Source organism: Acinetobacter calcoaceticus (genome assembly GCF_051947995.1).
In the GTDB taxonomy this organism is placed as follows: Bacteria; Pseudomonadota; Gammaproteobacteria; order Pseudomonadales; family Moraxellaceae; genus Acinetobacter.
Genome location: NZ_JBLVVH010000001.1, coordinates 393815 through 417671, shown reverse-complemented (window position 1 = coordinate 417671; position 23857 = coordinate 393815). Strand labels below are relative to the sequence as shown.

Annotated in this window: 21 protein-coding genes; 13 read left to right on the top strand and 8 right to left on the bottom strand. The window is 42.7% G+C overall.

Annotated elements, in window-relative coordinates; genetic code table 11:
- Nucleotides 1–13 precede the first annotated feature (13 nt).
- The gene (locus tag ACNQO6_RS02045; RefSeq protein ID WP_440207938.1) at nt 14–523 is read right to left on the bottom strand and encodes a rhodanese-like domain-containing protein; all 510 of its coding nucleotides are present in this window, start codon (nt 521–523) and stop codon (nt 14–16) included.
- A gap of 406 nt (nt 524–929) precedes the next feature.
- Between ACNQO6_RS02045 and tauA the strand changes: the two genes are divergently transcribed.
- Genes tauA through tauD form a run of 4 tightly spaced genes read left to right on the top strand, consistent with a single transcriptional unit; the run spans nt 930 to nt 4511 of the window.
- A complete protein-coding gene (gene tauA, locus ACNQO6_RS02040) occupies nt 930–1970 on the top strand; it encodes a taurine ABC transporter substrate-binding protein (RefSeq protein ID WP_171070922.1) in 1041 nt (346 codons plus the stop codon).
- 9 nt (nt 1971–1979) lie between these two features.
- Complete coding sequence (locus ACNQO6_RS02035; RefSeq protein ID WP_009514775.1) at nt 1980–2771, top strand: taurine ABC transporter ATP-binding protein; 792 nt, start codon at nt 1980–1982, stop codon at nt 2769–2771.
- On the top strand, nt 2768–3649 hold the full coding sequence (gene tauC / locus ACNQO6_RS02030; RefSeq protein WP_009514724.1) for a taurine ABC transporter permease TauC: 882 nt from the start codon (nt 2768–2770) through the stop codon (nt 3647–3649). Before ACNQO6_RS02035 ends, tauC begins: the two co-directional genes overlap by 4 nt.
- 16 nt (nt 3650–3665) lie before the next feature.
- Nucleotides 3666–4511 carry a taurine dioxygenase gene (gene tauD, locus ACNQO6_RS02025; protein ID WP_005229319.1) on the top strand — a complete coding sequence of 282 codons (846 nt, stop codon included), beginning with the start codon at nt 3666–3668 and terminating at the stop codon, nt 4509–4511.
- Nucleotides 4512–4838: 327 nt separating this feature from the next.
- Here the strand turns inward: tauD and ACNQO6_RS02020 are convergent, their stop codons facing one another.
- On the bottom strand, nt 4839–5930 hold the full coding sequence (locus tag ACNQO6_RS02020) for an AraC family transcriptional regulator (RefSeq protein WP_440207937.1): 1092 nt from the start codon (nt 5928–5930) through the stop codon (nt 4839–4841).
- Nucleotides 5931–5993: 63 nt separating this feature from the next.
- On the opposite strand from ACNQO6_RS02020, the gene ACNQO6_RS02015 reads away from it, so the two are divergent.
- The 3 genes from ACNQO6_RS02015 to ACNQO6_RS02005 all read left to right on the top strand — a co-directional run bounded on the left by ACNQO6_RS02015 (nt 5994) and on the right by ACNQO6_RS02005 (nt 10475).
- On the top strand, nt 5994–7742 hold the full coding sequence (locus tag ACNQO6_RS02015; RefSeq protein ID WP_440207936.1) for a neutral/alkaline non-lysosomal ceramidase N-terminal domain-containing protein: 1749 nt from the start codon (nt 5994–5996) through the stop codon (nt 7740–7742).
- Nucleotides 7739–9025, top strand: a complete 1287-nt coding sequence (locus tag ACNQO6_RS02010) for a D-arabinono-1,4-lactone oxidase (protein ID WP_440207935.1) — start codon at nt 7739–7741, stop codon at nt 9023–9025. Before ACNQO6_RS02015 ends, ACNQO6_RS02010 begins: the two co-directional genes overlap by 4 nt.
- Nucleotides 9026–9311: 286 nt before the next feature.
- Nucleotides 9312–10475 (top strand): alanine racemase, encoded by a 1164-nt coding sequence (locus ACNQO6_RS02005; RefSeq protein ID WP_440207934.1) that lies wholly within the window; start codon nt 9312–9314, stop codon nt 10473–10475.
- 63 nt (nt 10476–10538) lie between these two features.
- Here the strand turns inward: ACNQO6_RS02005 and ACNQO6_RS02000 are convergent, their stop codons facing one another.
- From ACNQO6_RS02000 to ACNQO6_RS01990, 3 genes are all read right to left on the bottom strand, one after another.
- Nucleotides 10539–10907, bottom strand: coding sequence for a hypothetical protein (locus ACNQO6_RS02000; protein WP_440207933.1), 369 nt, complete (start codon nt 10905–10907; stop codon nt 10539–10541).
- A 145-nt stretch (nt 10908–11052) separates the two neighbouring features.
- Entirely contained in the window at nt 11053–12294 is a 1242-nt protein-coding gene (locus tag ACNQO6_RS01995) for an OmpP1/FadL family transporter (RefSeq protein ID WP_440207932.1), read from the bottom strand.
- A gap of 263 nt (nt 12295–12557) precedes the next feature.
- Nucleotides 12558–12998 carry a universal stress protein gene (locus ACNQO6_RS01990; RefSeq protein WP_005284457.1) on the bottom strand — a complete coding sequence of 147 codons (441 nt, stop codon included), beginning with the start codon at nt 12996–12998 and terminating at the stop codon, nt 12558–12560.
- A gap of 248 nt (nt 12999–13246) precedes the next feature.
- Between ACNQO6_RS01990 and ACNQO6_RS01985 the strand changes: the two genes are divergently transcribed.
- Together ACNQO6_RS01985 and ACNQO6_RS01980 are read left to right on the top strand one after the other, a co-directional pair.
- Nucleotides 13247–13537 (top strand): hypothetical protein, encoded by a 291-nt coding sequence (locus tag ACNQO6_RS01985; RefSeq protein WP_440207931.1) that lies wholly within the window; start codon nt 13247–13249, stop codon nt 13535–13537.
- A gap of 107 nt (nt 13538–13644) precedes the next feature.
- Nucleotides 13645–14136, top strand: a complete 492-nt coding sequence (locus ACNQO6_RS01980; RefSeq protein WP_005229336.1) for a DUF2505 domain-containing protein — start codon at nt 13645–13647, stop codon at nt 14134–14136.
- Nucleotides 14137–14182: 46 nt separating this feature from the next.
- Here ACNQO6_RS01980 and ACNQO6_RS01975 read toward each other — a convergent pair whose 3' ends face one another.
- Nucleotides 14183–14386 carry a hypothetical protein gene (locus tag ACNQO6_RS01975; protein WP_005229337.1) on the bottom strand — a complete coding sequence of 68 codons (204 nt, stop codon included), beginning with the start codon at nt 14384–14386 and terminating at the stop codon, nt 14183–14185.
- A gap of 132 nt (nt 14387–14518) precedes the next feature.
- Here ACNQO6_RS01975 and def point away from each other — a divergent pair, with 132 nt between their 5' ends.
- From def to ACNQO6_RS01960, 3 genes are all read left to right on the top strand, one after another.
- A complete protein-coding gene (gene def, locus ACNQO6_RS01970; RefSeq protein ID WP_199974847.1) occupies nt 14519–15001 on the top strand; it encodes a peptide deformylase in 483 nt (160 codons plus the stop codon).
- Nucleotides 15002–15117: 116 nt separating this feature from the next.
- Entirely contained in the window at nt 15118–16395 is a 1278-nt protein-coding gene (locus ACNQO6_RS01965) for a glutaminase (RefSeq protein WP_440207930.1), read from the top strand.
- 155 nt (nt 16396–16550) lie between these two features.
- Nucleotides 16551–17021 (top strand): hypothetical protein, encoded by a 471-nt coding sequence (locus ACNQO6_RS01960; protein ID WP_199974843.1) that lies wholly within the window; start codon nt 16551–16553, stop codon nt 17019–17021.
- 91 nt (nt 17022–17112) lie between these two features.
- Here ACNQO6_RS01960 and ACNQO6_RS01955 read toward each other — a convergent pair whose 3' ends face one another.
- Both ACNQO6_RS01955 and metH read right to left on the bottom strand, forming a co-directional pair.
- A complete protein-coding gene (locus ACNQO6_RS01955; protein WP_440207929.1) occupies nt 17113–17685 on the bottom strand; it encodes a hypothetical protein in 573 nt (190 codons plus the stop codon).
- Nucleotides 17686–17878: 193 nt separating this feature from the next.
- Nucleotides 17879–21565, bottom strand: coding sequence for a methionine synthase (gene metH / locus ACNQO6_RS01950; protein ID WP_440207928.1), 3687 nt, complete (start codon nt 21563–21565; stop codon nt 17879–17881).
- 438 nt (nt 21566–22003) lie between these two features.
- Between metH and ACNQO6_RS01945 the strand changes: the two genes are divergently transcribed.
- Complete coding sequence (locus tag ACNQO6_RS01945; RefSeq protein ID WP_343580613.1) at nt 22004–23632, top strand: inorganic phosphate transporter; 1629 nt, start codon at nt 22004–22006, stop codon at nt 23630–23632.
- Nucleotides 23633–23857: the final 225 nt, after the last annotated feature.

Sequence of the window (23857 nt, the reverse complement as noted above, 5' to 3'; positions counted from 1 at the left end):
TTGAAAAGCCATATCAATCTTGTAGCCAAGGTAATTGATGAATACGCCAGCCATTGCTTTGATTTCGTTGTTGCTGTTCGTTCAGATCGCCTTCGAAGCCTTCTAGCACGTTATAGACTTGGGCAAACCCGGCACTAAAGGCCGCAGTCGCTGCCAAAGCCGAGCGTTTACCACTACGGCAGAGTAATAGAATGGTTTTGTCTTTGCCGACCTTGCTATCCAGTTCTTTCAGGAAACGTGGATTTCGGTTGAATGAGGTACCGGTTGCCCATGCCACATGGACACTTTCAGGCACATAACCGACAAATTTACGTTCTTCATTGGTGCGGACATCCACTAAGATGGCATGACCTTGTTGAACCAGAAACCATGCTTCAACAGGCGGAATACTGCCGGTAAAATCAAGCTCATTGTCTTCTGCATATTGTTGTGCGCGTTGCAGGATATCTTGTGGATCGTTTGAAGAACCGTCTGAAGTGAAGTTGGATTCTGCAGCTTGAGCAGAATCAAATTGAGCATTCATTTTTATAACCTTTATATACATCAGCGGGATGATGTTTTTATCTTAGGACTGTTTTTATATTCAGGAAAATAATCAAAATTTATTTATATATCTATTTTTGATAAATAATGGGTATTTATTAGCTTATTCAGAATATGGTTTAAAACCGTTTTTTAATAAATACATTTATTGGATTTAAAGATGACATTATCAGGAATAAATATTTTACTTTTCCATTAAGTTGTATCACAAATATTTAAAAAGGAGAGTTTGGAAAATTAAATGCAAGAGCACTGAAAAATATCGCTATTGATGATAAAAACAGCATAAATTGTCTAAGACTTATTCTTATCTTATAAAGGAATAAGTAACTCACTTTTTCTTATTTTTAATCATAAGGCATGCCGCATACCATAAGCCTATATTGTTGAAAGATCATCTAATTATGGGCATCAAGAACACCAAGCCGCTAATTGTTACAGCGATCGTCCTTGTGGCGATTGTTGCTTTTATTGTCTATCAAAATCAAAAAGATGCTGCGCCTGTTCAGTCCAAAAACAACAAGGCAGTGGTGATTGCCTATCAGACTGGTGTTGATCCAACCAAGGTTGCACAGGCCAATGGTGATTATGAGCGTGACAGTAAGCAAGCCATTCAATGGCGTAAGTTTGATGCAGGTTCAGATGTGGTCAATGCATTGGCTTCGGGTGATGTGGTGATCGGCAATATCGGTTCCAGTCCGCTGGCCGCTGCAGCAAGCCGTGATTTACCGATTGAAGTCTTTCTGGTCACAGCAAAATTAGGTGGTTCAGAAGCCCTCGTGGTCAGCAATAAATCCGGCATCAAAAACCCGCAAGACTTGATTGGCAAAACCATTGCGGTGCCGTTCGTTTCAACCACACATTACAGCTTGTTGTCAGCACTCAAGCATTGGAATATTGCCGATAACCAGGTCAAGATTATTAACTTGCGTCCACCTGAAATCACGGCAGCTTGGGAACGTGGTGATATTGATGCCACTTATGTCTGGGAACCTGCATTAAGCAAAGTCAAAGCCAGTGGGCATGTCTTGACCGATTCGAAACAGGTCGGCGAGTGGGGCGCACCAACTTATGATTTATGGGTAGTACGTAAAGATTTTGCTGAAAAAAATCCAGAATTCTTAAAAGCCTTTGTGCAAACCAGCTTGAAACAAGTTGAAGCGTATCAGCAAGATCCGAAAGCATTTGAACAAAATGCCGATAATATCCAGAAAATTGCTCAGCTGACAGGCTCTGATGTGAAGGATATTCCTCTACTGTTATCCGGCAATATTTATCTGAATGGCCAGCAACAACATGCGACTTTAGCGGGTGAGTTTGCCAAAAATATTTTCGATACCGCAACATTCCTAAAAAGCCAAGGCAAGGTGGATCAAGTAAAACCTGATTATCAAGCGAATGTCACCACCCAATTCTTACAGCCATAGGAGATCGAAATGAGCGTATTAGCTGCCGAGCATCTTCATTTAACCTTTCCCAAACAGACCGTGCCTGTATTGCAAGATATCAATCTTAAGATTGAGGAAGGCACCTTGACTGTGGTTTTGGGCGAGTCTGGCTGTGGTAAAACAACATTGTTGAATATCTTGGCGGGCTTTCAACAGCCAAGTTCGGGCCAGATTACACTGGATCATGAAGTGGTGACTGCACCCGATGCACGCCGTGCGGTGGTGTTTCAGGATCATGCATTGTTACCTTGGTTAAATGTCTCTGAAAATATCGGTTTTGCTTTACAGCTCAAAGGCTTGAAAGCGCAAGACATTCAACAGCAAGTCGATGCAATCCTGAAAATTGTGGGTTTAAGCCATGTGGCACAAGCCAATATCTGGGAATTGTCAGGGGGCATGAAACAACGCGTCGGTATTGCACGTGCCTTGATCAGCCATGCGGCATTCATTTTGCTGGATGAGCCTTTTGCTGCGCTGGATGCCTTTACCCGTGAAACCATGCAGCAGTTGGTACTGGATTTATGGATTGAACAAAATAAATCGTTCTTCCTGATCACACATGACATTGAGGAAGCGCTTTTGCTGAGCAATCAGCTGGTGTTGATGACGGCGCGTCCTGGAAAAATCGTCGAGACCTTAAAACTGGATTTTGCCGATCGTTATCAGCAGGGTGAATCAATCCGTGCGATTAAGTCCGATCCACAATTTATCCAGTTACGTGAGCAACTGTTTGAACGCTTACGCGTACAGAAGCAGGCAGGACATGAGGTGGCTGTATGACGGGTCAAGCAAAAAACACCGCTTATGAGTTGAGCAAGGCAGAACAACTGCAAGCGACCAACAATGCACACTCGGATTCAGTCTTGAGTTCAATTGGGGCTTTTGTTGCTCGTCATCGCAGTTTGGTACTCAGTCTTTCCAGTGTATTGAGTGTATTGGTGATCTGGTATCTGATCACAGCATTAAAAATTGTCCCAAGCCTGTTTTTACCAAGTCCGCAAGCGGTATGGCAGAAGTTCCTTGAAGTCAGCCAGCAAGGCTTTATGAAAGCTACCTTATGGCAGCATCTGGCCGCGAGTATTTCTCGGGTCTTATTGGCCTTGGTTGCCGCGATTGCGATTGGGGTGCCTTTAGGTTTATGGATGGGACTGAATAAATGGGTGCGTGCAGTGCTTGATCCATTGGTCGAGTTATTGCGTCCGATTCCACCTTTGGCTTATTTGCCACTCTTGGTGATCTGGTTCGGAATTGGTGAAACCACCAAAGTACTTTTGATTTTCTTTTCGATCCTTGCGCCTGTGATTATCAGCAGTACCCATGGTGTACTCAGCCATCAGCTCAATCGTGAGCGTGCAGCTTTATCTTTGGGAGCGAGCCAGTCGCAAGTATTCTGGCATGTGATTCTGCCGACCGCATTACCGCATATTTTAACGGGTGTCCGTATTGGTTTGGGTGTAGGCTGGTCAACCTTGGTGGCTTCGGAATTAGTTGCAGCAGATCGGGGCATTGGTTTTATGGTGCAGTCGGCGGCACAATTCCTGATTACCGATACCGTGGTTCTCGGCATTATTGTCATTGCGATTGTCGCAGTAAGTTTTGAATTGTTTTTGCGTTGGTTACAGAAGCAATTATCTCCTTGGTATGGCCAACAGTTATAAGTGTGAGTAGTAGAAGATGACGTTAAATATTGAAGTTATTAAACCAACAATCGGTGCCATTATTCACGATGTTGATTTAAACACGGCTGATGAAAATACTACACAACAAATTCAACAGGCTTTGCTGGATCATCATGTAATCTTCTTCCGCAACCAGCAGCTTGCCCCTCAGGCACAAGCTGAATTGGCGCGTGGTTTTGGTTCCTTGCATATTCATCCGATCTATCCATCGGTAGACAATGTTCCTGAAATCATTGTGCTCGATAGCTGGAAACAGGATTTGCGTGACAATGAACTCTGGCACACTGATGTGACTTTTAGCCAGAAACCGCCATTGGGCTGTGTATTGCAAGCCATCAAGATTCCACCTGTAGGCGGTGATACCCTGTGGTCGAGCGGCGCGGCGGCATTTGCTGCCTTGGATCAAGACTTGCAGCAAAAGTTAAAAGGTTTAACCGCAACCCATGACATCCGTCAGTCTTTCCCGATTGAACGTTTTGCACATAATGATGTTGAACGTCAAAAACTGGAAGAAACCTTTAAGCGTAATCCTCCTGTGGTTCATCCTGTGGTGAGAACGCATCCGGTCACGGGGCAACCGATTTTGTTTGTGAGTGAAGGCTTTACTACCCGTATCAATGAGCTGGATGAAACTGAAAGCGCTGAATTGCTCCAGTATTTATTTGCGCATGCCACCAATGAGCAGTTCCATTTGCGTTGGCAGTGGCAGGCAGGCGATGTGGCAATTTGGGATAATCGTTGTACGCAGCATAAGGCTTTATTTGATTATGGTGATGCGCATCGAATTATGCATCGTGCCACGATTAACGGTGATGTACCGTTTTATCAGGCAGCGAGTTAAGGTTTGATTTAAATGAGAAAGCTTGGGTAAATCCTGAGCTTTTTTTTATTTTATAGTTCGATCGTCGTTGTGGATTCTTACGGGAATCTCATCCTATTTTAGGATTTGCCTTCGGCTGGAGTTACTTTTTTAAAAAAGTAACCAAAAACTTTGTCATCCACAAAACCTGTTTACTTCCATCATCTTTTTAAATTAATCGCAGAAATGGCATTTGATTAATTTCACGCAGGTTGTGGATGACTTGTAGCACCAGTGATTCCTGAGAAAAGTTCTATATAAAATAGTAGATAGCACCAATTAATCCAGAATTTTCAAAGTGTTATTTAATCAAAAATGAGCCTCTTGTTTATAGATCGAAGGCGCTTGTCCGGTCCAGCGTTTAAAGGCACGTCGGAATTCACGTAATTCGCTAAAACCCAGTTGCAGGCTAATCTCACTCATTGACAGGTTCTGTTCAATAAGCTGCTTGGCCTTGCGTTCCAGTACATTTTGCCGGATTTGTTGAAAACTCAAGCCCTCTGCTAATAATTGCCGTCTTAAATGGCGTTCGCTGATCCGTAAATGTTCGGCAGCGTGTTGCATCTCAAAACGCTCAGGTAAATGCTGTTCAATCAAATGATCGAGTAAATGCACATAGCCGACCTGATTGAGCCGGACGATTTCTTTTAGGGCCTGTTCACAGATCTGGATGGCAGTTGCGTAGTTAGCGGGACTGTAATTTTTTAAGCTGCGCTGTAACAGGCGGTGGCTAAAACGCATGATATTTTTATCACGGTTAAACTGGATGGGGCAGCCAAACAGATCGTGATATTGTTGTTGATAGTCGCTTGGGAAATAGCTGAGCTCAAGACTGATGACATCCTCATGATCACCTAGCATTGCATTTAAACAGGTAATGATGCTGCTGAATAATTCATCATAGAAAAAGGCTTTGAGTGAATCGCAGGGATAGGGTTCAGTGACTTCCAGCTCACACAGATCAGCATGGATGGAAAAGTTAATATTCAAGACGCTGCCAGAAATCCGATGGTAGCGCAGCGCAATGTCCAAAGCATCTGCCACGGTTTTACAGGACTGCATGGCAAAGCCCAAAATTCCCATCGAAATCAGACCTTCACTACTGCCAAGTTTTAAACCGAGGTCGGGTTGCTGATAGGCTGTAATGGCTTGCCGAACCACATCACAAAGCTGGGTAAAACGAACCACCCCTTGGGTTTGCCGTATTTGCGCAATGTCCAAACCTGAATCTTGAAACCATGCAGCATAATCCCACTGCTGTTGCTCTGCATAATGGATCAGGCTCGCCAGAATGGTGGGTAGAATAAACTGTTGTTGCTCATTTTTATCGCTGCTGTGTATAGGCATAAGTCCGTTTAGCCCCCCAAAGAAAAGTGTCTTTAACCCTGTTGGGTATCGCATAATTTTGATTAACTTTCAACATGCTTTAAGACAGTTAAAAAAAGAATTGAAAAGGAAGTCGTAATGTATCAGGTGGGTTGGGACAAGCAGAAAATCAAAATCACAGCGAAAGGCTATGCCATGTTCGGTTATGGACAATGGTCACATCGGGCCTATGAGCAGCGCACAGCTTTATTTGCACGTAGCGTGAGTATTGTCGATCAGCAGCACAACCGGCTGTTGATCTGCTGTCTGGACGTAGGCTGCATTACCCATGCCATACGCAGCCAAACTGTAGCGCAACTTACACAAATTCTAGATTCGCAATTTGATGAAAATCAACTGCTTCTCATGGCCACCCATACCCATTCTGGGCCTGGCGGTTGTGGCTATGAAGCTTTGTATAATATGCCGACCCCTGGATTTGTGCCTGAACATTTAAAGGCGATTGTTGAGGCAATTGTACAGAGTATTCAAAATGCGATTGCATCTGAACAAGACACCGAGATTTTTTTAGCGACTCAACATTTCCCGGAACAGACACCTGTGGCATGGAATCGTTCGATCAAAGCCTATAATCGTAATCCAGAAGTTCAGTCACGGACCGAAGCTGAAACGCATTTAGCCTTGAATCGTGAAATGCAGTTGATTGGTTTCTATCGTGAGCAAAAACTACAGTCCTTTATTTCTTTATTCGGGGTACATGCAACCTGTTTGGGGAATTCTTTAAACGCCTATGATAGCGATAATAAAGGTTATGCAGCCGCATTTTCCGAACAAGCTTTAACTGAGCAAGGGATTCAAAATCCAGTGACGATTTTTGCTCAGGCAACTGCGGGGGATGTATCGCCACATTTCCATGGCAAAGACCAGCTCAAGATTCGCAATAAGATCAAAGGCGAGCAGGAATATCAGTACGCGCAACAAAATGGTCGTTATCAAAGTGAACTGGCTTTGACGGCCTTACGACAGCAGATGCCTAAAAATCTAAAAAATGTTGAAGGCAAGATCGATGCGGTTTTGTCCTATGTCGATCTGAGTGATATTGAAATTCCAGATGAGTTCGCAGCGGGGCAAAAGCATGCCAAGACCAGTCAGCCTTGTCACGGTACCGCATTTTTTGCAGGTACGCCTGTCGATGGCTTAGGGGCGCCCAAACCCTTAATTATGGGGATGCAATTTTTAGCCGATCAATTTCGCAAACAGAAAACCAGGCATTCCAATGCAGCTGATTTTGTAGCGTATCAGCAACTGTATGCCTCTCAAGGGCCGAAACAGATTTTGCTGGAAGCTGGCTCCAAAAAGATTTTAGGTCAACCCATTGGTTTTCCGCCGAGTTTTCTTGATCCGTTGATAGCAGAAATGAACCGACAAGTGAAAGCTGGGGCGATTCAGCACAGTCCTTTAGTTCCAAGTGTGGTTCCCTTACAGATCGTGCGATTAGGTCAATTGGCTTTGATTTGCTGTCCAGGAGAATTTACCACCATCGCAGGACAGCGTGTGGTTGATACGGTTAAACAGACGCTTGCCGCACAGGCTTCAATTGAAAGCGTCTGGTTAGCATCCTACTGCAATGATTATATGGGTTATGTCACTACTTATGAGGAATATCAGGAGCAGGCGTATGAGGGAGGACATACCTTATTTGGCCAATGGACATTGGCTGCCTGTCAGAGCAAATTCAAAGCATTAGCAGAACAATTATTACTGGAAAAAAACAAACGTCATTACGATGAAATGACAAGACCACAACCGATTCCAGTACAGGAACTCGCAAAACGCAGCAATCATGGCAATGTAAAAACTGCCGTTAGCCAAGGAGAGGCAGTATGAGTGATTTAACACAAGGCGTCTGGTCAAACTGGTCCGGTTTTCAACAATCCAAACCGCAACAGGTTTTACATCCTGCCAATATTCAAGAACTACAGACCATCGTTGCACAGCAACAAAAAATAAGGGTAGTCGGTGCTGGACATTCCTTTACGCCGTTGGTGTGTACTGATGCCACCTTATTGTCTTTAGATCATATTGCAGGTATTGCATCGACGGATCTTGACCGATGCCAGAGCAGTATTTATGCAGGGACCCGTTTATATGATCTAGATCAGCACTTACAGCAGCACTCGATTAATCAGGCCTTGATGAATCAGGGTGATATTGATCAGCAAAGTCTGGCAGGGGCGGTCTCTACGGGCACACATGGGACAGGAGCAGATTTACATTGTATTTCAGCCTATGTGGAGGCTTTTGAGCTATTGACGGCTTCTGGTGAAATCCTGCAATGCAGTCGAACAGAGCATCCTGAAATCTTTGCCGCAGGACGGGTGTCTTTGGGAAGCTTGGGTATCCTGACTCAGATCACCATGCAGAATCGGCCTCGCTATAAGCTCAAAGAGCATATTCAACTGTGTCCGGTAGAAGACATGATGCAGCATATTCAGCAATGGAAGCAGCAGCATCGACATATCGAATGTTTTGTGTTTTCCCATGAAAAGCAGTTGATGCTAAAAACTTTGGATGAGACCGATGAAGCAGTTTTGCCGCGTAAGGAAAATTTCCCGTCTGACGATACGCTGTTGACCCTCTGTTCAGAGTTGACCAGAAGTTTTCCTGCACTGAATCCGTATTTACAGAAGCTATTAGGTATTTTTGTTAAACCGACCACCTATGTGGATTGGTCGAGTAAAATCTTTCCGACACCGCGTAATACCAAGTTCAATGAAATGGAGTATCAGATTCCTGTAGATCGTGGAATTGAATGTCTGGATGAAATACTGCATGCCTTAAGAAAATATAAAGTGGCCACCTTTTTTCCACTCGAATTTCGCTTTGTGAAAGGGGATGATATCTGGCTCAGTCCGTTTTATCAGCAAGATTCCATTTCAATTTCAGTGCATCAATACCACAAACAAGATCCGAAGTTAATTTTTGAGGTAGTTGAGCCGATTTTGCAGAAATATCGGGGTCGTCCGCATTGGGGGAAAATGCATACCCTGACAGTGGCTCAATTACGGACTTTATATCCAAAGTGGGATGAGTTTATGGTGTTGCGTCAGCAGTTGGACCCAGAAGCTAAGTTTTTAAATCCTTATCTGGAAAAGTTGCTTTTAGGTTAGTTTTAACTTGGGTTCGACTTAAATGTTTATTTAATTTATTGAAAAATAATTAACTTAACGGAGTCTTGCCGAATTTTTATCTATTTTAGGATAAGCCTGCGGCTCGCCTTACTTTGGTTTCGCCCAAAGTAAGCAAAGGCATTGTCATCTACAAAACCTGTTTTCTACTTGCATTTATTTGGTTTTATCGCAGATACATTATCTTTTTTATACCATGCAGGTTGTAGATGACTTTTTCGCGTATCAACTTACATGTAAATTTTCTTTGATTGAAAAAGGTATAGCCATGTTGGATCATTATTTTAAACAACTCAATTTGGACCTGAAAAAACAGGGGATTGCGACTCCACAACTGATCATCGATGAAGCCGCGTTAAAACAAAATATCCAGCATGTTCAGATTCGCCTTGCTCACGCCACACATTTAAAAGCACGCCTGGTGGTGAAGTCATTAGCCAGTCTGGATTTACTCAAGTTGTTATCTACCCAGATCAATACCCAGCGTTTTATGGTATTTCATCAACCTCATATTATTTCGATATTAGAAAATTTTGCCGAAGCCGATATTTTGTTGGGTAAACCGATGCCGGCTCAAGCGGTACGCCATTTTTTTCAACAACATGCAGCATGGTCGAATGCCAATATTCAGTGGCTGGTGGATACAAAGCAACGTGTGCAGCAATATCTTGAGATTGCCCAGACCTATTCGCGCTGTCTAAAGCTGAATATCGAGATTGATGTCGGTTTACATCGTGGTGGGGTTCAGTCAACCCAACAGCTGATCGAAATATTAAAGCTGATTCAGCAGTATCCACAGTATTTAAAACTTTCTGGCTTGATGGGCTATGATGCGCATGTCACCAAAATCCCTGCCATCATTAAAAAACCTGAACTGGCTTATCACAGCTCCCAGCAGACTTATGCGCATTATCAACAACTGATTCAAAAACAGTTCCCAACCTTGTGGAATGAGGCGTTGTGTTTTAATGGCGGTGGCAGTCCAACCTTTAGCTTGCATACCACTGCAAGTGTCTGCAATGACTTGTCTTTTGGTTCAATGTTGTTAAAACCGAGTGATTTTGACAGTGATTTTTTACAGGCATTGCAACCTGCATTATGGATCGCTGCACCTGTGCTCAAGGTATTGCCATTTACCCAATTGCCTTCAATGTCGTTACTGGATAAATTGCCGCATAAATGCAAGGCGCTGTTTATTTATGGCGGCTATTGGTTGGCTGATTATGTTTATCCTGATCAGTGTCATACCCATGCCTTGTATGGGCGCAGCAGTAATCAGGAGCTGGTCAATGTACCGAAGAATTGTGATATTCAGGTCGATGATTTTGTGTTTTTAAGACCCACACAGAGTGAGGCAATTATTCCTCAATTCTCCGAATTAAAACTGTATCGCACACATGCTTTTGAGACATGGCAAACTTTTAGTGAGTGATTATGAGTCATCAAGCTTTGCTCATCAATATTCGAGCTAAAAACTTGCCGTGTACCTGGAGCTTTAAAACAAATCGGCTAAATGACAGCTTTTTGCTTCGGTCAGGTTTTCAATGGAATCGACCAATAGAATATTGATATCCTTTTCACTTTTATAGGCCGCGATCACTTCTGCATAAATCGGCTGTTTTAGTTTGGTGGCATTGGAGAGAAAACCTGATACCGCCTTTTGCTTAGACCAGTCGGCATCTTTTAACACATATTCATTTTGCGCAATATCGAATCGCGTTAACATGGCTTTATTATCCTGAATAGTTAAGGTGCCAATAAAAATATCCATGCTCTCTTTGGGATCAGGCGAATTGGCAAAAGTCGTGAAAGGAGAAACTAAGCCAGATATACATATTGCAAAGACAACAGCGATTTTTTTCATCGGATTTTCCTGAAGATGACATTCATTATTAAAGTAATACTTTGAGATTTTAATCTCATAGGTGGATTGAATGCCAGAAAATAGCCAAGTAGGCGCAGGAATTAAATCGGATCATGCGCCTACTTGGCTGGATAAGACTGAATGACTAAAAGCGATAACCCATCTTCAAACCATAGCCAATGGCGCTGTTATCTTTAAAATCGGCTTGTTCAGCAACCGGTTTGATTCCCGGTACAGGAATGTAATAGGTACCGTCTTCGGCCACCACATCGCCTAACCAGAAATATTTAACGCCTGCGGCAATAAAGTAGTTCGGGGCAGGATTAAACTGGGCACCTAAGCCAATTCCCCAAGAGCCTTTAGTGGGGTTCAAGGTGGAGGCAGGATCGCCTGTACCCGAGTCCCAACTGACTTCTGTGGAGGCACTCCATTTTTCAGTAAATTGATGTCCGAGTCCGAGATTGACCGTCCATTGATCTTTTTGGTAGCTATCCAGATCAAAACCACCGCTATAGCTGCCTTCGCTGATCAAGTCAGTCAGGTATTCGGTGACTGCGCCAAACTGGGTCGGGCGGATGTGAAAATCTTTCCAGTTGACCCAACGTAGATTGCTATAGAGCAATGTGTCTTTATACACTCCTGTCTGAAAATCAATATTCACCGATTGTGGCGTCGAAATTTTGGTTTTACTTGGCGTAGTCACTTCTAAAGGCTGACCGAACATGGTCTCAGTCACTTGCATATCGTGGTCGATCTTGGAGCGATAGGTCACTGCAGCTTTTAAGGCAATATCCGGGATCTGATAACTCAACCCAGCCAGCCAGCCCACCGCATGATCCTGTTTAAATTTTGCATCATAGCCATTAAAGGCTTCACTGTATGAATTACCACGTAGCGCGACATCACCTTTGACAGATTGATAGACAGCACCGCCATAGAGTTGAAAATTGCTAAAAGGACTGACACCCAAAATCATGCTAATACTTTCAGTATCAACATTGACCGATGTGCCTTGCTGGGTAAATTCATTGTCCGAGAAGGTGTTATTCGATTGCATCGGATAGCGAATATCGGCACCAAAAGGCTGGTCATAGAGCAGACCAAAGCTGATTCGATCAGTCAGTTGCAGCTTGAGCGCGGCACTATAATATTGAAAGCTATTGCCCATATTGCCTGAGTTCAGATTTTGCGGATCATTGACCAGTTCAGGACGATTACGGATTTCTCCTGAAATATCAGGATCGACCGCTGTGGCGCCAACCTCGACATAATTGCCATTTTCCAGAAAGGGTAAAATGGATTGGCTGGATTGATCCAGTGCCGCAGCATGATTGAGGGTGGCGGCAAATAGGCTACAGATGCCGATTAAAATTGGATTGCGTTTCATAGTGATCATCCTTGGAAATCCGTGTCTTATTTTTAGCGCTGATATTTTTATTAACGGTCATTTTTTCTATTAGCAGCAAATTGATTTCACTCAATATTTTTAAATAGAAAAGCAATGTCCATGCTTGTAGTGAAGCATCTTTTCAAAAGCGGGCATAGGGTTGTAAATGTTCAGGATGGGGGGCTAAGCGGTCAATTCTTTTTATTCTGATAAGAAAAAAACCTTGTGATCGGGCACAAGGTTTATGAAGCAAATGGGGGGGATTATTGCTTGACGATGAGTACCGGAATATGTGATTCAGTTAAAACTGCACGGGCCACACTACCCAGCAATAAACGTTTGACGCCTGTACGTCCATGTGAGCCCATCACAATCAGGTCGGCACCCACTTCGTCGGCAACAAAAATAATGCCTTCACTGGCGGAACCATGATGGATTTTGGTCTCGACTTGTATACCGTCGCGCACAAAGGACTGGGCAATATCCTGCAACTGGGTTTTGGCGTGTGCTTCAGCCTGCATAAAATAATCGGTAACTGCAGGGGCCAACTGGTAAAAATCAACGCCAACAAAAGGGTCAACCACAACCACACTCAGAACGGTTACTTTTGCTCCGGATAGTTTGGCTAAAGATAGTGCATGTTGAACCGCTGCATAAGAAATTGGAGAATCGTCGACCGGGACTAATATATTTTGATAGGACATCTTATAGTGCTCCTTTATGGTTATAAAAAATGATAAAGCATAAGATGTTGATAACATATTGAGCTGGCGCGAGCAAATCAGCACAGACTGAATCTGTATGATAAAACTGAAAATAATCTAGAAAAACAGGGGATTCCACCGCAAAATAGAGCGATAAGAAAATCACTGTATTTTTGTAAGTCAGCTTAAGATGAACCTGAGAGCCAGCGACAACCTTTCAACTGTATTCGAATGTATAAGGAACTTTTGTGTTATTGAGTCTAGAGGCATTTAAGCAACAAAAATTTGACCAGATGGCTGCGAAAATCATGGCTGATCCAGACGTTTATCTGGATTTTGATTCGGTTTCAGATTTTTATAAAGCGGCATGGTTAAATGAGTTTCCGCAAGGCACCACATGGTCAGCCACGGGGCTGGATGACGGGGCCGAACAATTTTATGCAGTGATTGAATATGGGGATCATTATCTGTATATCAGCCGAATGGAACGTGTTATGGTCAAATTAGGCATACGTCATCATTACAATAAAAATAACTAATCCGAGCAGTCATCTATTTTTAACGGCTCAGACTTTGAGATATCGCCTTGAATGTTATACTTTTGCGCAATGATGAAATCCTAATAAAACAAAATGGACATTTAAAAATGGCACATCAATTTACGGTGAATGAAACAATTCATGGTGTTTCAATTGAAGACTTTTCTAGACTGGTGGCAGATACGTCATTGCATGAAGCGGTGTGTAAACGTATTCCTGGGGAAAACCTGGAAATTATTGAATCGGCGGTAAATGGCGATATTTATACCTTGCGCCGTGAATATAATCTGGATGTGAATATTCCAGATGTGGCAAAAAAATTATTAAAAAATGCATTCCGTTTAAAACGTGCTGATGTGACCCATTTAAAGAACTTAACTTCTACGGTTGAACTGGGCGCAAACCTGCCTTTGGAAGCCAAAGGTGAACGTAGTGTGACTGGCGACAGTGAAAAAGTGAATATCTCTTTAACATGGACGGTTAAAGTCAAAGTGCCATTGATTGGTGGCATGTTAGAGAAGCATGCTGAGGGTGAAATCCGTAAATTCAGCAATCTTGAAATCGAGATCGTTGCAGATGAACTAAAGAAACATCTTTAATTTTTTTCAATGAATAGAAGACTCTCCAAGCGGAGAGTTTTTGTTTTTAGAAGCGCAGAAAATAGGGAATAACCGAAAGGATGATCCCCATGATGCTGATCAGCGCGGTACTTTCAATCAAGTAGGTGAAAAACATCAGGACCAGACCACAGACCAAAGGCACGGTCATCTTCTGCTTTTTGCCATACAAAAAATAGCCTAAGCCAATCGAGCTAAAGATTACACCTAAAAACAGTTGCGTTGCATTCATTGGGATTTGCCCGTGTTATTTTTTTCGCAAATATATTATGACAAGATTCTTAAATGAAAATTATGGTAACTCGATAAAATATCCAATACGATAATATCCACTATTTGGTCAAAACAATTATAAGGGCGTGGGATGAGCGTAATTCTACCTGTAGCACAACGTGGTGAAGAGATTTTAAAAATTAAAGCGGCTGCAGTCGCGAACGGGGAATTTAATAGTGAATGGTTATTGCAACTGGCGTCTGCCATGCATGCGACCATGCTGGAACGCAATGGTGTCGGTATTGCAGCACCTCAAGTCTATATTTCTAAAAGATTAATTATTGTGGCCTCACGCCCGAATCCACGTTATCCCGATGCACCTGAAATGGATGCGGTGGTGATGGTCAATCCCGAAATTTTAGCCTTTTCTGAAACCACCTGTTTCGGGGAAGAAGGCTGTCTAAGTGTGCCGAATGAACGGGGGCAGGTCGAACGGGCACAAGCGATCAAAGTCCGTTATTACACCTTACAGGGTGAAGTGATTGAAACCGCGTTTGAAGGTTTTCCTGCCCGTATAGTTCAGCATGAAGTAGATCATCTGGATGGCATTTTATTTGTTGAGCGTTTGAGCTAGTTATATTTATGACGGCTTAAAATGATTACAAAAGCTATAATTTCAATATTATCAGTACTCTGTACTATAGGCCTTAATTGAAATGAAAACCTGAAATGCTTAAAGGCTAGATGACCATGAAAACTCCGCTTCCTGATTATTTGGCACATGTGATTGAGGCCTGTGATACAGATAACAGGGGACATCTCGCCGATTATATTCCTGAATTGGCCAATGCCAATCCTGACCGTTTGGCGCTGGCTTTGTCGACTGTCGATGGTGAAATCTATGCCGTTGGAGATGATGAGATTGAATTCACCATTCAATCGATGTCTAAACCATTTACTTATGCCTATGTGCTGCAACAGTTGGGTATTGATGCTGTATTAGAAAAAGTCGGGGTTGAACCTTCAGGTGAAGCCTTTAATGAAATTTCATTGGGAAAAGATCGCCGTCCCAAGAATCCGATGATTAATTCGGGTGCCATCACCACACATTCCTTGATTCCAAGCAAAGACGATCTGTCCGGTGCAGAAATTTTACGTCAGTTTATGAGTGAGCTGGCAGGACGTGAACTGCAATTCGATGATGCTGTTTATGAGTCAGAAGTAAAAACCGCTTATCGCAATCTCTCGATCGGTTATATGTTGCGAACCGTGGGGATTTTGGAATCTGATCCAGTTGATATTGTGAATGGCTATATCCGTCAATGCGCGATCTTGGTGACGGTCAAAGATCTGGTACGCATGGGTAGTGTTTTTGCCAATGGCGGGGTTGATCCTAAAACTGGAAAGCGTTTATTGAATCGAGCTGTGGTACGCCAAGTCCTAAGCGTGATGATGAGCTGTGGGATGTACGATGCAGCGGGGGATTGGCTCACGACGGTTGGCATTCCAGCCAAAAGTGGTGTTGCAGGTGGCATCTTGGGGGTGTTGCCGGGTCAGGTCAGCATAGCGGCTTTTTCTCCTCGACTCGATGAACATGGCAATAGTGTACGCGGCATTGATATCATGGAAAGACTCTCTCGTGATATGGGCTTGCATTTGATGGAAGGCACACCTTCCGCACAAACCATTGTGCAGAGTCATTATCGGACTGGAAAAGATGCTTCTTTAAGTGTCTACGTACTACGTGGTGTATTGAAATTTACTGAAGCGGAAATGTTGTTACGAACGTTGCAATGTGAGCCAGTCGATAACAGTAGCATCGTGATTGATTTATCCCAGATTTCCTTGATTCATGATGTCGGGAAACGCATGTTTCTGGAGGGGATTGATCGCTTGATCGATGATGGGCATAGCTTACTTTTGGTTGATCCTGAGCAGCGCCTGGATAACGCACGAACGCATAAAGATCGGGTCTTGCATGTTTATCAGAATCTAGAGGATTTGATTGAAAAGCATAAAGAGCTATAGGAGTAGGAGTAGAGAGCCTGTATTGAAATGATATAGGTTCTAAATAGCATTTATATATTGTGCTTAATATAGTCGGATGAATTTTATTTTGTGGAGGGAGAATTTAATTTAAATTGTATTTATAATGAGCCGATTAGTTTTGAAGAATATCTCATATGAAAAATAAAATATTGGGTTTTGTATTGATGTTTATGGCTTCACAGTCATTGTTTGCAGCTCCATTTGTGCAGCCTGTTATTCAAGGTAAAACTTACAATAATTGGGAAGTACCAATACGCTCATTAGCTAAGCCGAAAAGCGTCATTAAAGGAAAACCAGACGAGTGTAATGGTGGTTATTTCCCTGATGAATATGATTATGGCAGTTTTAAACTTTTAGACACAGGCATCATTAAAGAGGTTTATTTAAGCCAGAACAATGCGCTAGTGTTTCATGGACAAAAAATTCGTGGTGGGATAGATCAAAAGACTTTTATGCAACAATTTAAAAAATATGAATTGTGGATGGACGCTGAAAACAAGAATGTTGTTTATAGTGGGCTTGCCGAAAGTGGAAATGATTCAATAGCGTTTGTCTTTAAAAATGGAAAACTTTTAAAATATAAATTGTTCTTTGATAATTGTTAGTTTTGACAAGAGTAAGTATAAAAATAAACCAGTCGCTGAAATGTAGCAGTTTAGCCAATTTAAAATGTATTTTAGGGGCTGGAAAAGCAAGTTAGAGAGAGTTAAATTTTTTTAAAATAAATTGATAAATATGGCCCCAAAAGATCATAAAAAGTCCTCCGCAACTCAACAATAAGAAGACAGCTATAGCTACATAGGAGACGTTGCTTTTAGCTTCATATAATTTCATGAGCTGGTGGTCTGCCAATGTATGTTGAAATTGCTTTTTATTTACAGCGTCGACCCAAGTCATATCTTTGATCATAAACCTATCGTTTATTTTTATAATATCTGCCGTTTTGATTTGATAGTTGAAAACTTGGTCTTGATCATGGCTGCAGATAGTTTCCAAATAATTTGAACAGTCAAAAAGATAAATTCTTTTTTGATTTTCAGTGATAAATATCGTATCTAACTTATTAAACTTTTTAATGCTGAATTCATAATTCATGCTTTTATCTGTTTCCAGATGCTGATACGGCGTTACTTTAATTATCTTCTTTGGTGAGAACAGTTTGTGAATGCTCAGGGCTATTATAAAAAGAAGAAAGGCTGTAAAAATTAAAGCAAGAGTAATCGCTAATTTATTTTTATGTTCTTGATTTAATTTGGAATATTTGATCATTTAAAGCTGGGTGCAGACGAATTTTATGAATATCAAACTTTACTACAATTCCTCAAATTTAAAAAATTAAGCTGGCGATTTCTAATGGTTAAATCTATTTAGAAACTGATATCCTAGCTATATAACTTTTATAATATTTAATTATAAGTAATAAAAAAAATCCCCTTGATCGAGGGGATTTTTCTTTTAAAACTTACGCAATCGAATCATCTAAATTCGGTGCTAACCAACGCTTCGCTTCATCCAGTGTCCAGCCTTTACGTTTTGCATAATCCTCAAGCTGATCCTGAGAAATTTTACCCACGTTAAAGTATTCACTATCAGGATGCGAATAATAGAAACCACTCACAGAAGAAGGCGGCATCATCGCGAAATGTTCAGTCAACTTGGTACCAATTTTCGCTTCCGAGCCTAACCAGTCAAATAACACTGCTTTTTCAGAGTGCTCTGGGCAAGCAGGGTAACCTGGTGCAGGGCGAATACCGACATACCTCTCTTTGATCAATTCTTCATTGCTCAAAGTCTCATCGGCTTTATAGCCCCAGAACTCTTTACGGATACGCTCATGCAAATGCTCGGCAAATGCTTCGGCAAAACGGTCAGCCAAAGACTGAACCAAGATTGCTGAATAATCATCACCTTTGGCTTTATATTCATTCGCCAATTCTTCCGCACCAAAGATCGACACGGTGAATCCGCCTAAGTAATCCTGCTGCTCACGGTCACGACGAATGTAATCTGCCAAAGATAAGTTTGGTTTGCCCGTGACTTTGTCAGATTGCTGGCGAATATGCTCAAAGGTATGTGTAACCTTTTGACCAGATTCATCGAATACGCTCACTGTATCCGCACCTGTACGTTGTGCAGGGTATAAACCAAATACAGCACGGGCATCGAAACGATTATTCTCGATAATGTCTTTCAACATCGCTTGCGCCTGATTATACAAATCAGTAGCTGCCTCACCGACCACTTCATCTGTTAGGATTTTCGGGAATTTACCTGCCAAGCTCCATGAGATAAAGAATGGCGTCCAGTCAAAATATTCAACCAGTGTCGCCAATGGATAGTTGGTAATGACTTGCGTACCTAAGGTATTTGGAATTGGTGGCACATAGTTATCATCCACCTTAAAACCATTTTCAATCGATTCGGCATAGCTGAGTTTGGCGGCTTTCGGTTGCTTGTTGGCTAGACGCTCACGAATCTTGGCATATTCAGCACGATGCTCGGCAATAAAATTGCCACGCATTTCAGGTGAAAGCAGCGTCGTTGCCACACCCACTGCACGTGAAGCATCGGCTACATAAATGACGGCATCATTTTGATATTGTGGATCGATTTTGACGGCGGTATGGGCTTTCGACGTGGTTGCACCACCAATCAATAACGGAATGTTAAAGCCTTTACGTTGCATTTCTTTGGCAACAAACACCATTTCATCCAGAGATGGAGTGATCAAACCGGAAAGGCCGATGATGTCACATTTCTCGTCAATTGCGGTTTGCAGGATTTTTTCAGCAGGTACCATTACGCCAAGGTCAACGATGTCATAACCGTTACAGCCCAAGACCACACCCACGATATTTTTACCGATATCGTGTACGTCACCTTTTACTGTCGCCATCAACACTTTACCTTTAGACTGGCTACCGGTTTTTTCAGCTTCGATATACGGGTTCAGCCATGCCACGGCTTGTTTCATCACACGTGCAGATTTCACCACTTGTGGCAGGAACATTTTACCTGAACCGAACAGGTCACCGACCACGTTCATACCATCCATCAAGGCGCCTTCAATGACATCGAGTGGACGTTTGGCTTTTAAACGGGCTTCTTCGGTATCTTCATCAATATACGTGGTGATACCTTTAACCAGTGCGTACTCCAGACGTTTCTCAACCGACTCGTTACGCCATTCCAGGTTCTCAGCTTCGCGTTGCGCGCCACTATGACCGCGGTATTTTTCTGCCACTTCAAGCAGTTTCTCTGTGGCGTTTTGACCTGATTCACCTTGGTTCTGGTTTAGAACTACATCTTCAACGGCTTCTTTCAGTTCTTTTGGAATATCGTCATAAATCGCCATTTGACCAGCGTTGACGATGCCCATGGTCATGCCTTGCTTGATGGCATGGTACAGGAATACCGAGTGAATCGCTTCACGCACCGGCTCATTACCACGGAAGGAGAAGGAAACGTTCGATACACCGCCTGAAATCATGGCATGTGGCAAGTTTTGTTTGATCCAGCCCGTAGCCTCAATAAAGTCAACGCCATAGTTGTTGTGTTCTTCGATCCCGGTTGCGACGGCAAACACGTTCGGGTCAAAAATAATATCTTCGGCAGGGAAGCCGACATCATTGACTAACACATCATAAGAACGTTTACAGATTTCACGTTTACGTGCAGCGGTATCAGCCTGACCGGCTTCATCAAAAGCCATGACAATAATCGCAGCGCCGTATTGACGGCACAGGCGTGCTTTTTCGACAAACTCGTCATAACCTTCTTTTAAGGAAATCGAGTTCACCACTGGTTTACCTTGTACACACTTCAAGCCCGCTTCAATGATTTCCCATTTTGATGAGTCAATCATGATCGGCACGCGAGAGATATCCGGTTCAGACGCCACCAGATTGAGGAAATGTACCATCGCGGTTTGCGAATCCAGCATCCCTTCATCCATGTTGATATCGATGATCTGTGCACCAGCTTCAACCTGTTGCTGAGCCACTTCCAAAGCTTCGGCAAAGTTTTCTTCACGAATCAGGCGCAGGAATTTTTTTGAACCGGTGACGTTGGTACGTTCACCAACGTTAACGAACAAAGAGTTTTCATCAATGTTAAATGGCTCTAAACCACTTAAACGGCAAGCAGGAATGGTTTCCGGCACTTGGCGTGGTTGAATATCTTTGACTGCATGATAAATGGCACGAATGTGGTCGGGTGTAGTACCACAGCAACCACCGGTAATATTGATCAAACCGCTTTCAGCAAATTCTTTAATGAAGGCTGCGGTTTGTTCCGGGGTTTCATCATATTCACCGAAGGCATTAGGCAAGCCAGCATTCGGATGGGCAGAAATAAAGGTATCTGCAACATCAGCAATGGTCTTGATGTGTGGACGCATCGCGTCTGCACCCAAGGCACAGTTGAAACCGATCGAAAGTAAATCACCGTGACGTACCGAGTTCCAGAATGCTTCTGCAGTTTGGCCGGTTAAAGTACGCCCTGAGGCATCGGTAATAGTCCCTGAAATCATCAATGGCAGTTCATGACCGATTTGCTTGAAGACTTCTTTCACTGCAAAGATCGCAGCTTTACAGTTCAAGGTATCGAATACGGTTTCAATCAGCAGGATGTCGGCTCCACCTTCGATCAAGGCGTGAGCAGCTTCAATATAGTTTTCTTTGAGTTCATCAAAGGTAATGTTACGGAAGGCCGGATCATTAACATTTGGTGAAATCGAACAGGTACGTGATGTCGGGCCAAGCACACCCGCAACAAAACGGGGTTTATCTGGAGTCGAATATTTGTCACAGGCTGCACGTGCCAAACGTGCTGCTTCACGGTTGATCTCCGGTACCAGATCTTCCATGTGGTAATCCGACATGGAAACGCGGGTGCCGTTAAAGCTGTTGGTTTCAATAATGTCCGCGCCTGCATCTAGGTAGGCTTCATGGATACCTTGAATAATCTGTGGCTGTGTCAGAACCAGGAGGTCGTTATTGCCTTTCAGGTCTGATGCCCAATCTGCAAAGCGTTCACCACGATAATCTGCTTCTTCTAGTTTATGGCGTTGAATCATGGTTCCCATTGCACCATCAATAATCAGGATGCGTTGGGCAAGAAGTGATTGTAGGGTGGTAAGCGTGGACATTCAGAAACCCCAGTCGATGATGAAGATAAAAAGCAGGGGCATTGTAACAGAAGCTAGGTCAAAGCGCGTATTTTCAACAACCCAGAACAGTGATTCATCGGGTCATTTCGAAAATGTCATAAAATGTTCATTAAGTTGTCACAATTGGATCGAATAATGCTTAAAAAGAAAACATCCAGTTCGGAATATGACAGTTTAATGTCATATTTCGTAGCGTTTGTTGCAAAATCAGACAAACAGTTCTAGGGTTGTTTTAGTTTTTATAATTTATTGTTTTTTATTAATTAAAATAAAAAATAAGGTGAATTTATTGCGTAAAAATACAAAAAAATGTGCTGAAAACATGAAATTTTGGCTTTATGTGACAGTCCTTTGTCATATAATTGTCATAATTTAATTAAACAATACAGAGGATTTTATTATCCTCTAACCGTCTACATGAATTCTAATCTTCCTCCTGTTTCGGATTCACCGCTTGCCAGTTCTCAGGCAAAATCGACGAATGTACATGTACCAACACCGAAATTTTTTATGCCGGTGTTTTTGACTATTATTGTTGCAACACTGATTTATATCGGTTTTCAGTTAAGTGCTGATCTGGCACATGTACCGCCGTTAAGTTTATATTCAGTTATTCTTTTATCGACGGCACTTTTCATCGCGTTAGGCTTTGAATTTGTAAATGGTTTTCACGATACGGCAAATGCTGTAGCGACGGTTATTTATACCAATGCTTTACCTGCACCGGCAGCAGTCATGTGGGCTGGCTTCTGTAACTTCCTTGGGGTTATGGTGGCGAGTGGTGCGGTTGCATACGGTATTATTGCATTACTTCCTGTAGAAATGATCATGAACGTCGGCAGTGGTGCCGGCTTTGCGATGGTTTTTGCATTGTTAATTGCGGCGATTCTGTGGAATCTGGGCACGTGGTTCTTGGGAATTCCTGCGTCAAGCTCACATACTTTAATCGGTTCGATTTTAGGTGTGGGTATCATGAATCATATCTTGAATGCGTCTGCTGGTGCGACCAGTAGCGGCATTGATATTGATCAGGTGATTAAGGTGGGTAAGGCGTTATTATTTTCACCATTGATCGGTTTTGCCTTTGCAGCTGTTCTATTCTTACTGGTGAAAAAAGTCTTTAAACGTCAAATGGAGCTGTTTCAGCCACCAGAAGGCAATAAGCCACCACCTCCACTAATTCGTGCAATCCTGATTTTTACCTGCACTGGCGTAAGTTTTGCGCATGGTTCAAACGATGGTCAAAAGGGCATGGGCCTGATCATGTTGATCCTGATCGGCTTGGTACCATTGGCTTACTCATTGAATAAAAATCTGGATGCACAACATTTACAGTCTTTTGAGCAACTTTCTGCTCAGACTGCAGTCGTTTTGAATGTGAATCAAAACGAGCTGACCGATGAAAAAGCACGTGATGTATTAACCAAATATATCCAGACCAAAGAACAAACCGCTGAAGTTGTTCCTGCACTTGCAAGCATGACCTCTCATATCGGTACCCGTGTTGCAGGCTATGGTGATCTTAAATTGATTCCAGAAGCGGCAGTGAGTGAAATCCGTAATGACATGTATTTGAGCACCACGACATTCAAACGTTTAGATAAGGCAGAAGCTTTACCGGCAATGGATGAAAGTCAGGCCAAAGTGGTCAAAGAATATCGTAATAGCCTGGATTCATTCCTGCAGTACATTCCAAACTGGGTTAAAGTTGCAGTAGCTCTTGCACTGGGTCTGGGTACAATGGTGGGCTGGAAACGTATCGTAGTGACTGTGGGTGAACGTATCGGTAAGAACCATATGACCTATGGTCAGGGTATGTCTGCTGAACTTGTAGCAATGAGTACCATTGCTGCGGCTGATGGTTTAGGTATGCCGGTATCAACGACTCACGTATTAAACAGTGCGGTTGCAGGGACCATGGTCGCGAATAAGTCCGGTTTAAACTTCAATACCGTGAAAACCATTCTTTCTGCATGGGTCTTCACTTTACCGGCAACGATTGCATTGTCTGGTGGTTTATACTGGTTATTCTTACAATTTGTCTAATGAGGCTAAATCATTAGATTCGAATAAAATTTAAAGGCTTTGCTACTGCAAGGCCTTTTTTTATGGGTGTTGTTTGATGGTGTAGACAGACCTCTGCTTCTGAAGGCTATATCAAAGCCTACAAGGTGATTTAACCTGAGCAGTACACAAAGGGAGGGTGATCTGACGAAATGGCGTAGGAGCCGCTTTAGGTGGGGTTACAGGTAAAAATTCACTACCGTCTAG

Excerpts from the sequence above, each read along its gene's own strand:
- ACNQO6_RS01965 (WP_440207930.1), top strand. The coding sequence starts at position 15,118 with ATGAAAACTCCGCTTCCTGATTATTTGGCACATGTGATTGAGGCCTGT.
- ACNQO6_RS02010 (WP_440207935.1), top strand. The coding sequence starts at position 7,739 with ATGAGTGATTTAACACAAGGCGTCTGGTCAAACTGGTCCGGTTTTCAA.
- tauD (WP_005229319.1), top strand. The coding sequence starts at position 3,666 with ATGACGTTAAATATTGAAGTTATTAAACCAACAATCGGTGCCATTATT.
- ACNQO6_RS01995 (WP_440207932.1), bottom strand. The coding sequence starts at position 12,294 with ATGAAACGCAATCCAATTTTAATCGGCATCTGTAGCCTATTTGCCGCC.
- tauC (WP_009514724.1), top strand. The coding sequence starts at position 2,768 with ATGACGGGTCAAGCAAAAAACACCGCTTATGAGTTGAGCAAGGCAGAA.
- ACNQO6_RS02020 (WP_440207937.1), bottom strand. The coding sequence starts at position 5,930 with ATGCGATACCCAACAGGGTTAAAGACACTTTTCTTTGGGGGGCTAAAC.
- ACNQO6_RS01975 (WP_005229337.1), bottom strand. The coding sequence starts at position 14,386 with ATGAATGCAACGCAACTGTTTTTAGGTGTAATCTTTAGCTCGATTGGC.
- ACNQO6_RS02035 (WP_009514775.1), top strand. The coding sequence starts at position 1,980 with ATGAGCGTATTAGCTGCCGAGCATCTTCATTTAACCTTTCCCAAACAG.
- ACNQO6_RS01955 (WP_440207929.1), bottom strand. The coding sequence starts at position 17,685 with ATGATCAAATATTCCAAATTAAATCAAGAACATAAAAATAAATTAGCG.
- ACNQO6_RS01980 (WP_005229336.1), top strand. The coding sequence starts at position 13,645 with ATGGCACATCAATTTACGGTGAATGAAACAATTCATGGTGTTTCAATT.
- ACNQO6_RS01945 (WP_343580613.1), top strand. The coding sequence starts at position 22,004 with ATGAATTCTAATCTTCCTCCTGTTTCGGATTCACCGCTTGCCAGTTCT.
- def (WP_199974847.1), top strand. The coding sequence starts at position 14,519 with ATGAGCGTAATTCTACCTGTAGCACAACGTGGTGAAGAGATTTTAAAA.
- ACNQO6_RS02000 (WP_440207933.1), bottom strand. The coding sequence starts at position 10,907 with ATGAAAAAAATCGCTGTTGTCTTTGCAATATGTATATCTGGCTTAGTT.
- metH (WP_440207928.1), bottom strand. The coding sequence starts at position 21,565 with ATGTCCACGCTTACCACCCTACAATCACTTCTTGCCCAACGCATCCTG.
- ACNQO6_RS01990 (WP_005284457.1), bottom strand. The coding sequence starts at position 12,998 with ATGTCCTATCAAAATATATTAGTCCCGGTCGACGATTCTCCAATTTCT.
- ACNQO6_RS01960 (WP_199974843.1), top strand. The coding sequence starts at position 16,551 with ATGAAAAATAAAATATTGGGTTTTGTATTGATGTTTATGGCTTCACAG.
- ACNQO6_RS02015 (WP_440207936.1), top strand. The coding sequence starts at position 5,994 with ATGTATCAGGTGGGTTGGGACAAGCAGAAAATCAAAATCACAGCGAAA.
- ACNQO6_RS02005 (WP_440207934.1), top strand. The coding sequence starts at position 9,312 with ATGTTGGATCATTATTTTAAACAACTCAATTTGGACCTGAAAAAACAG.
- ACNQO6_RS02045 (WP_440207938.1), bottom strand. The coding sequence starts at position 523 with ATGAATGCTCAATTTGATTCTGCTCAAGCTGCAGAATCCAACTTCACT.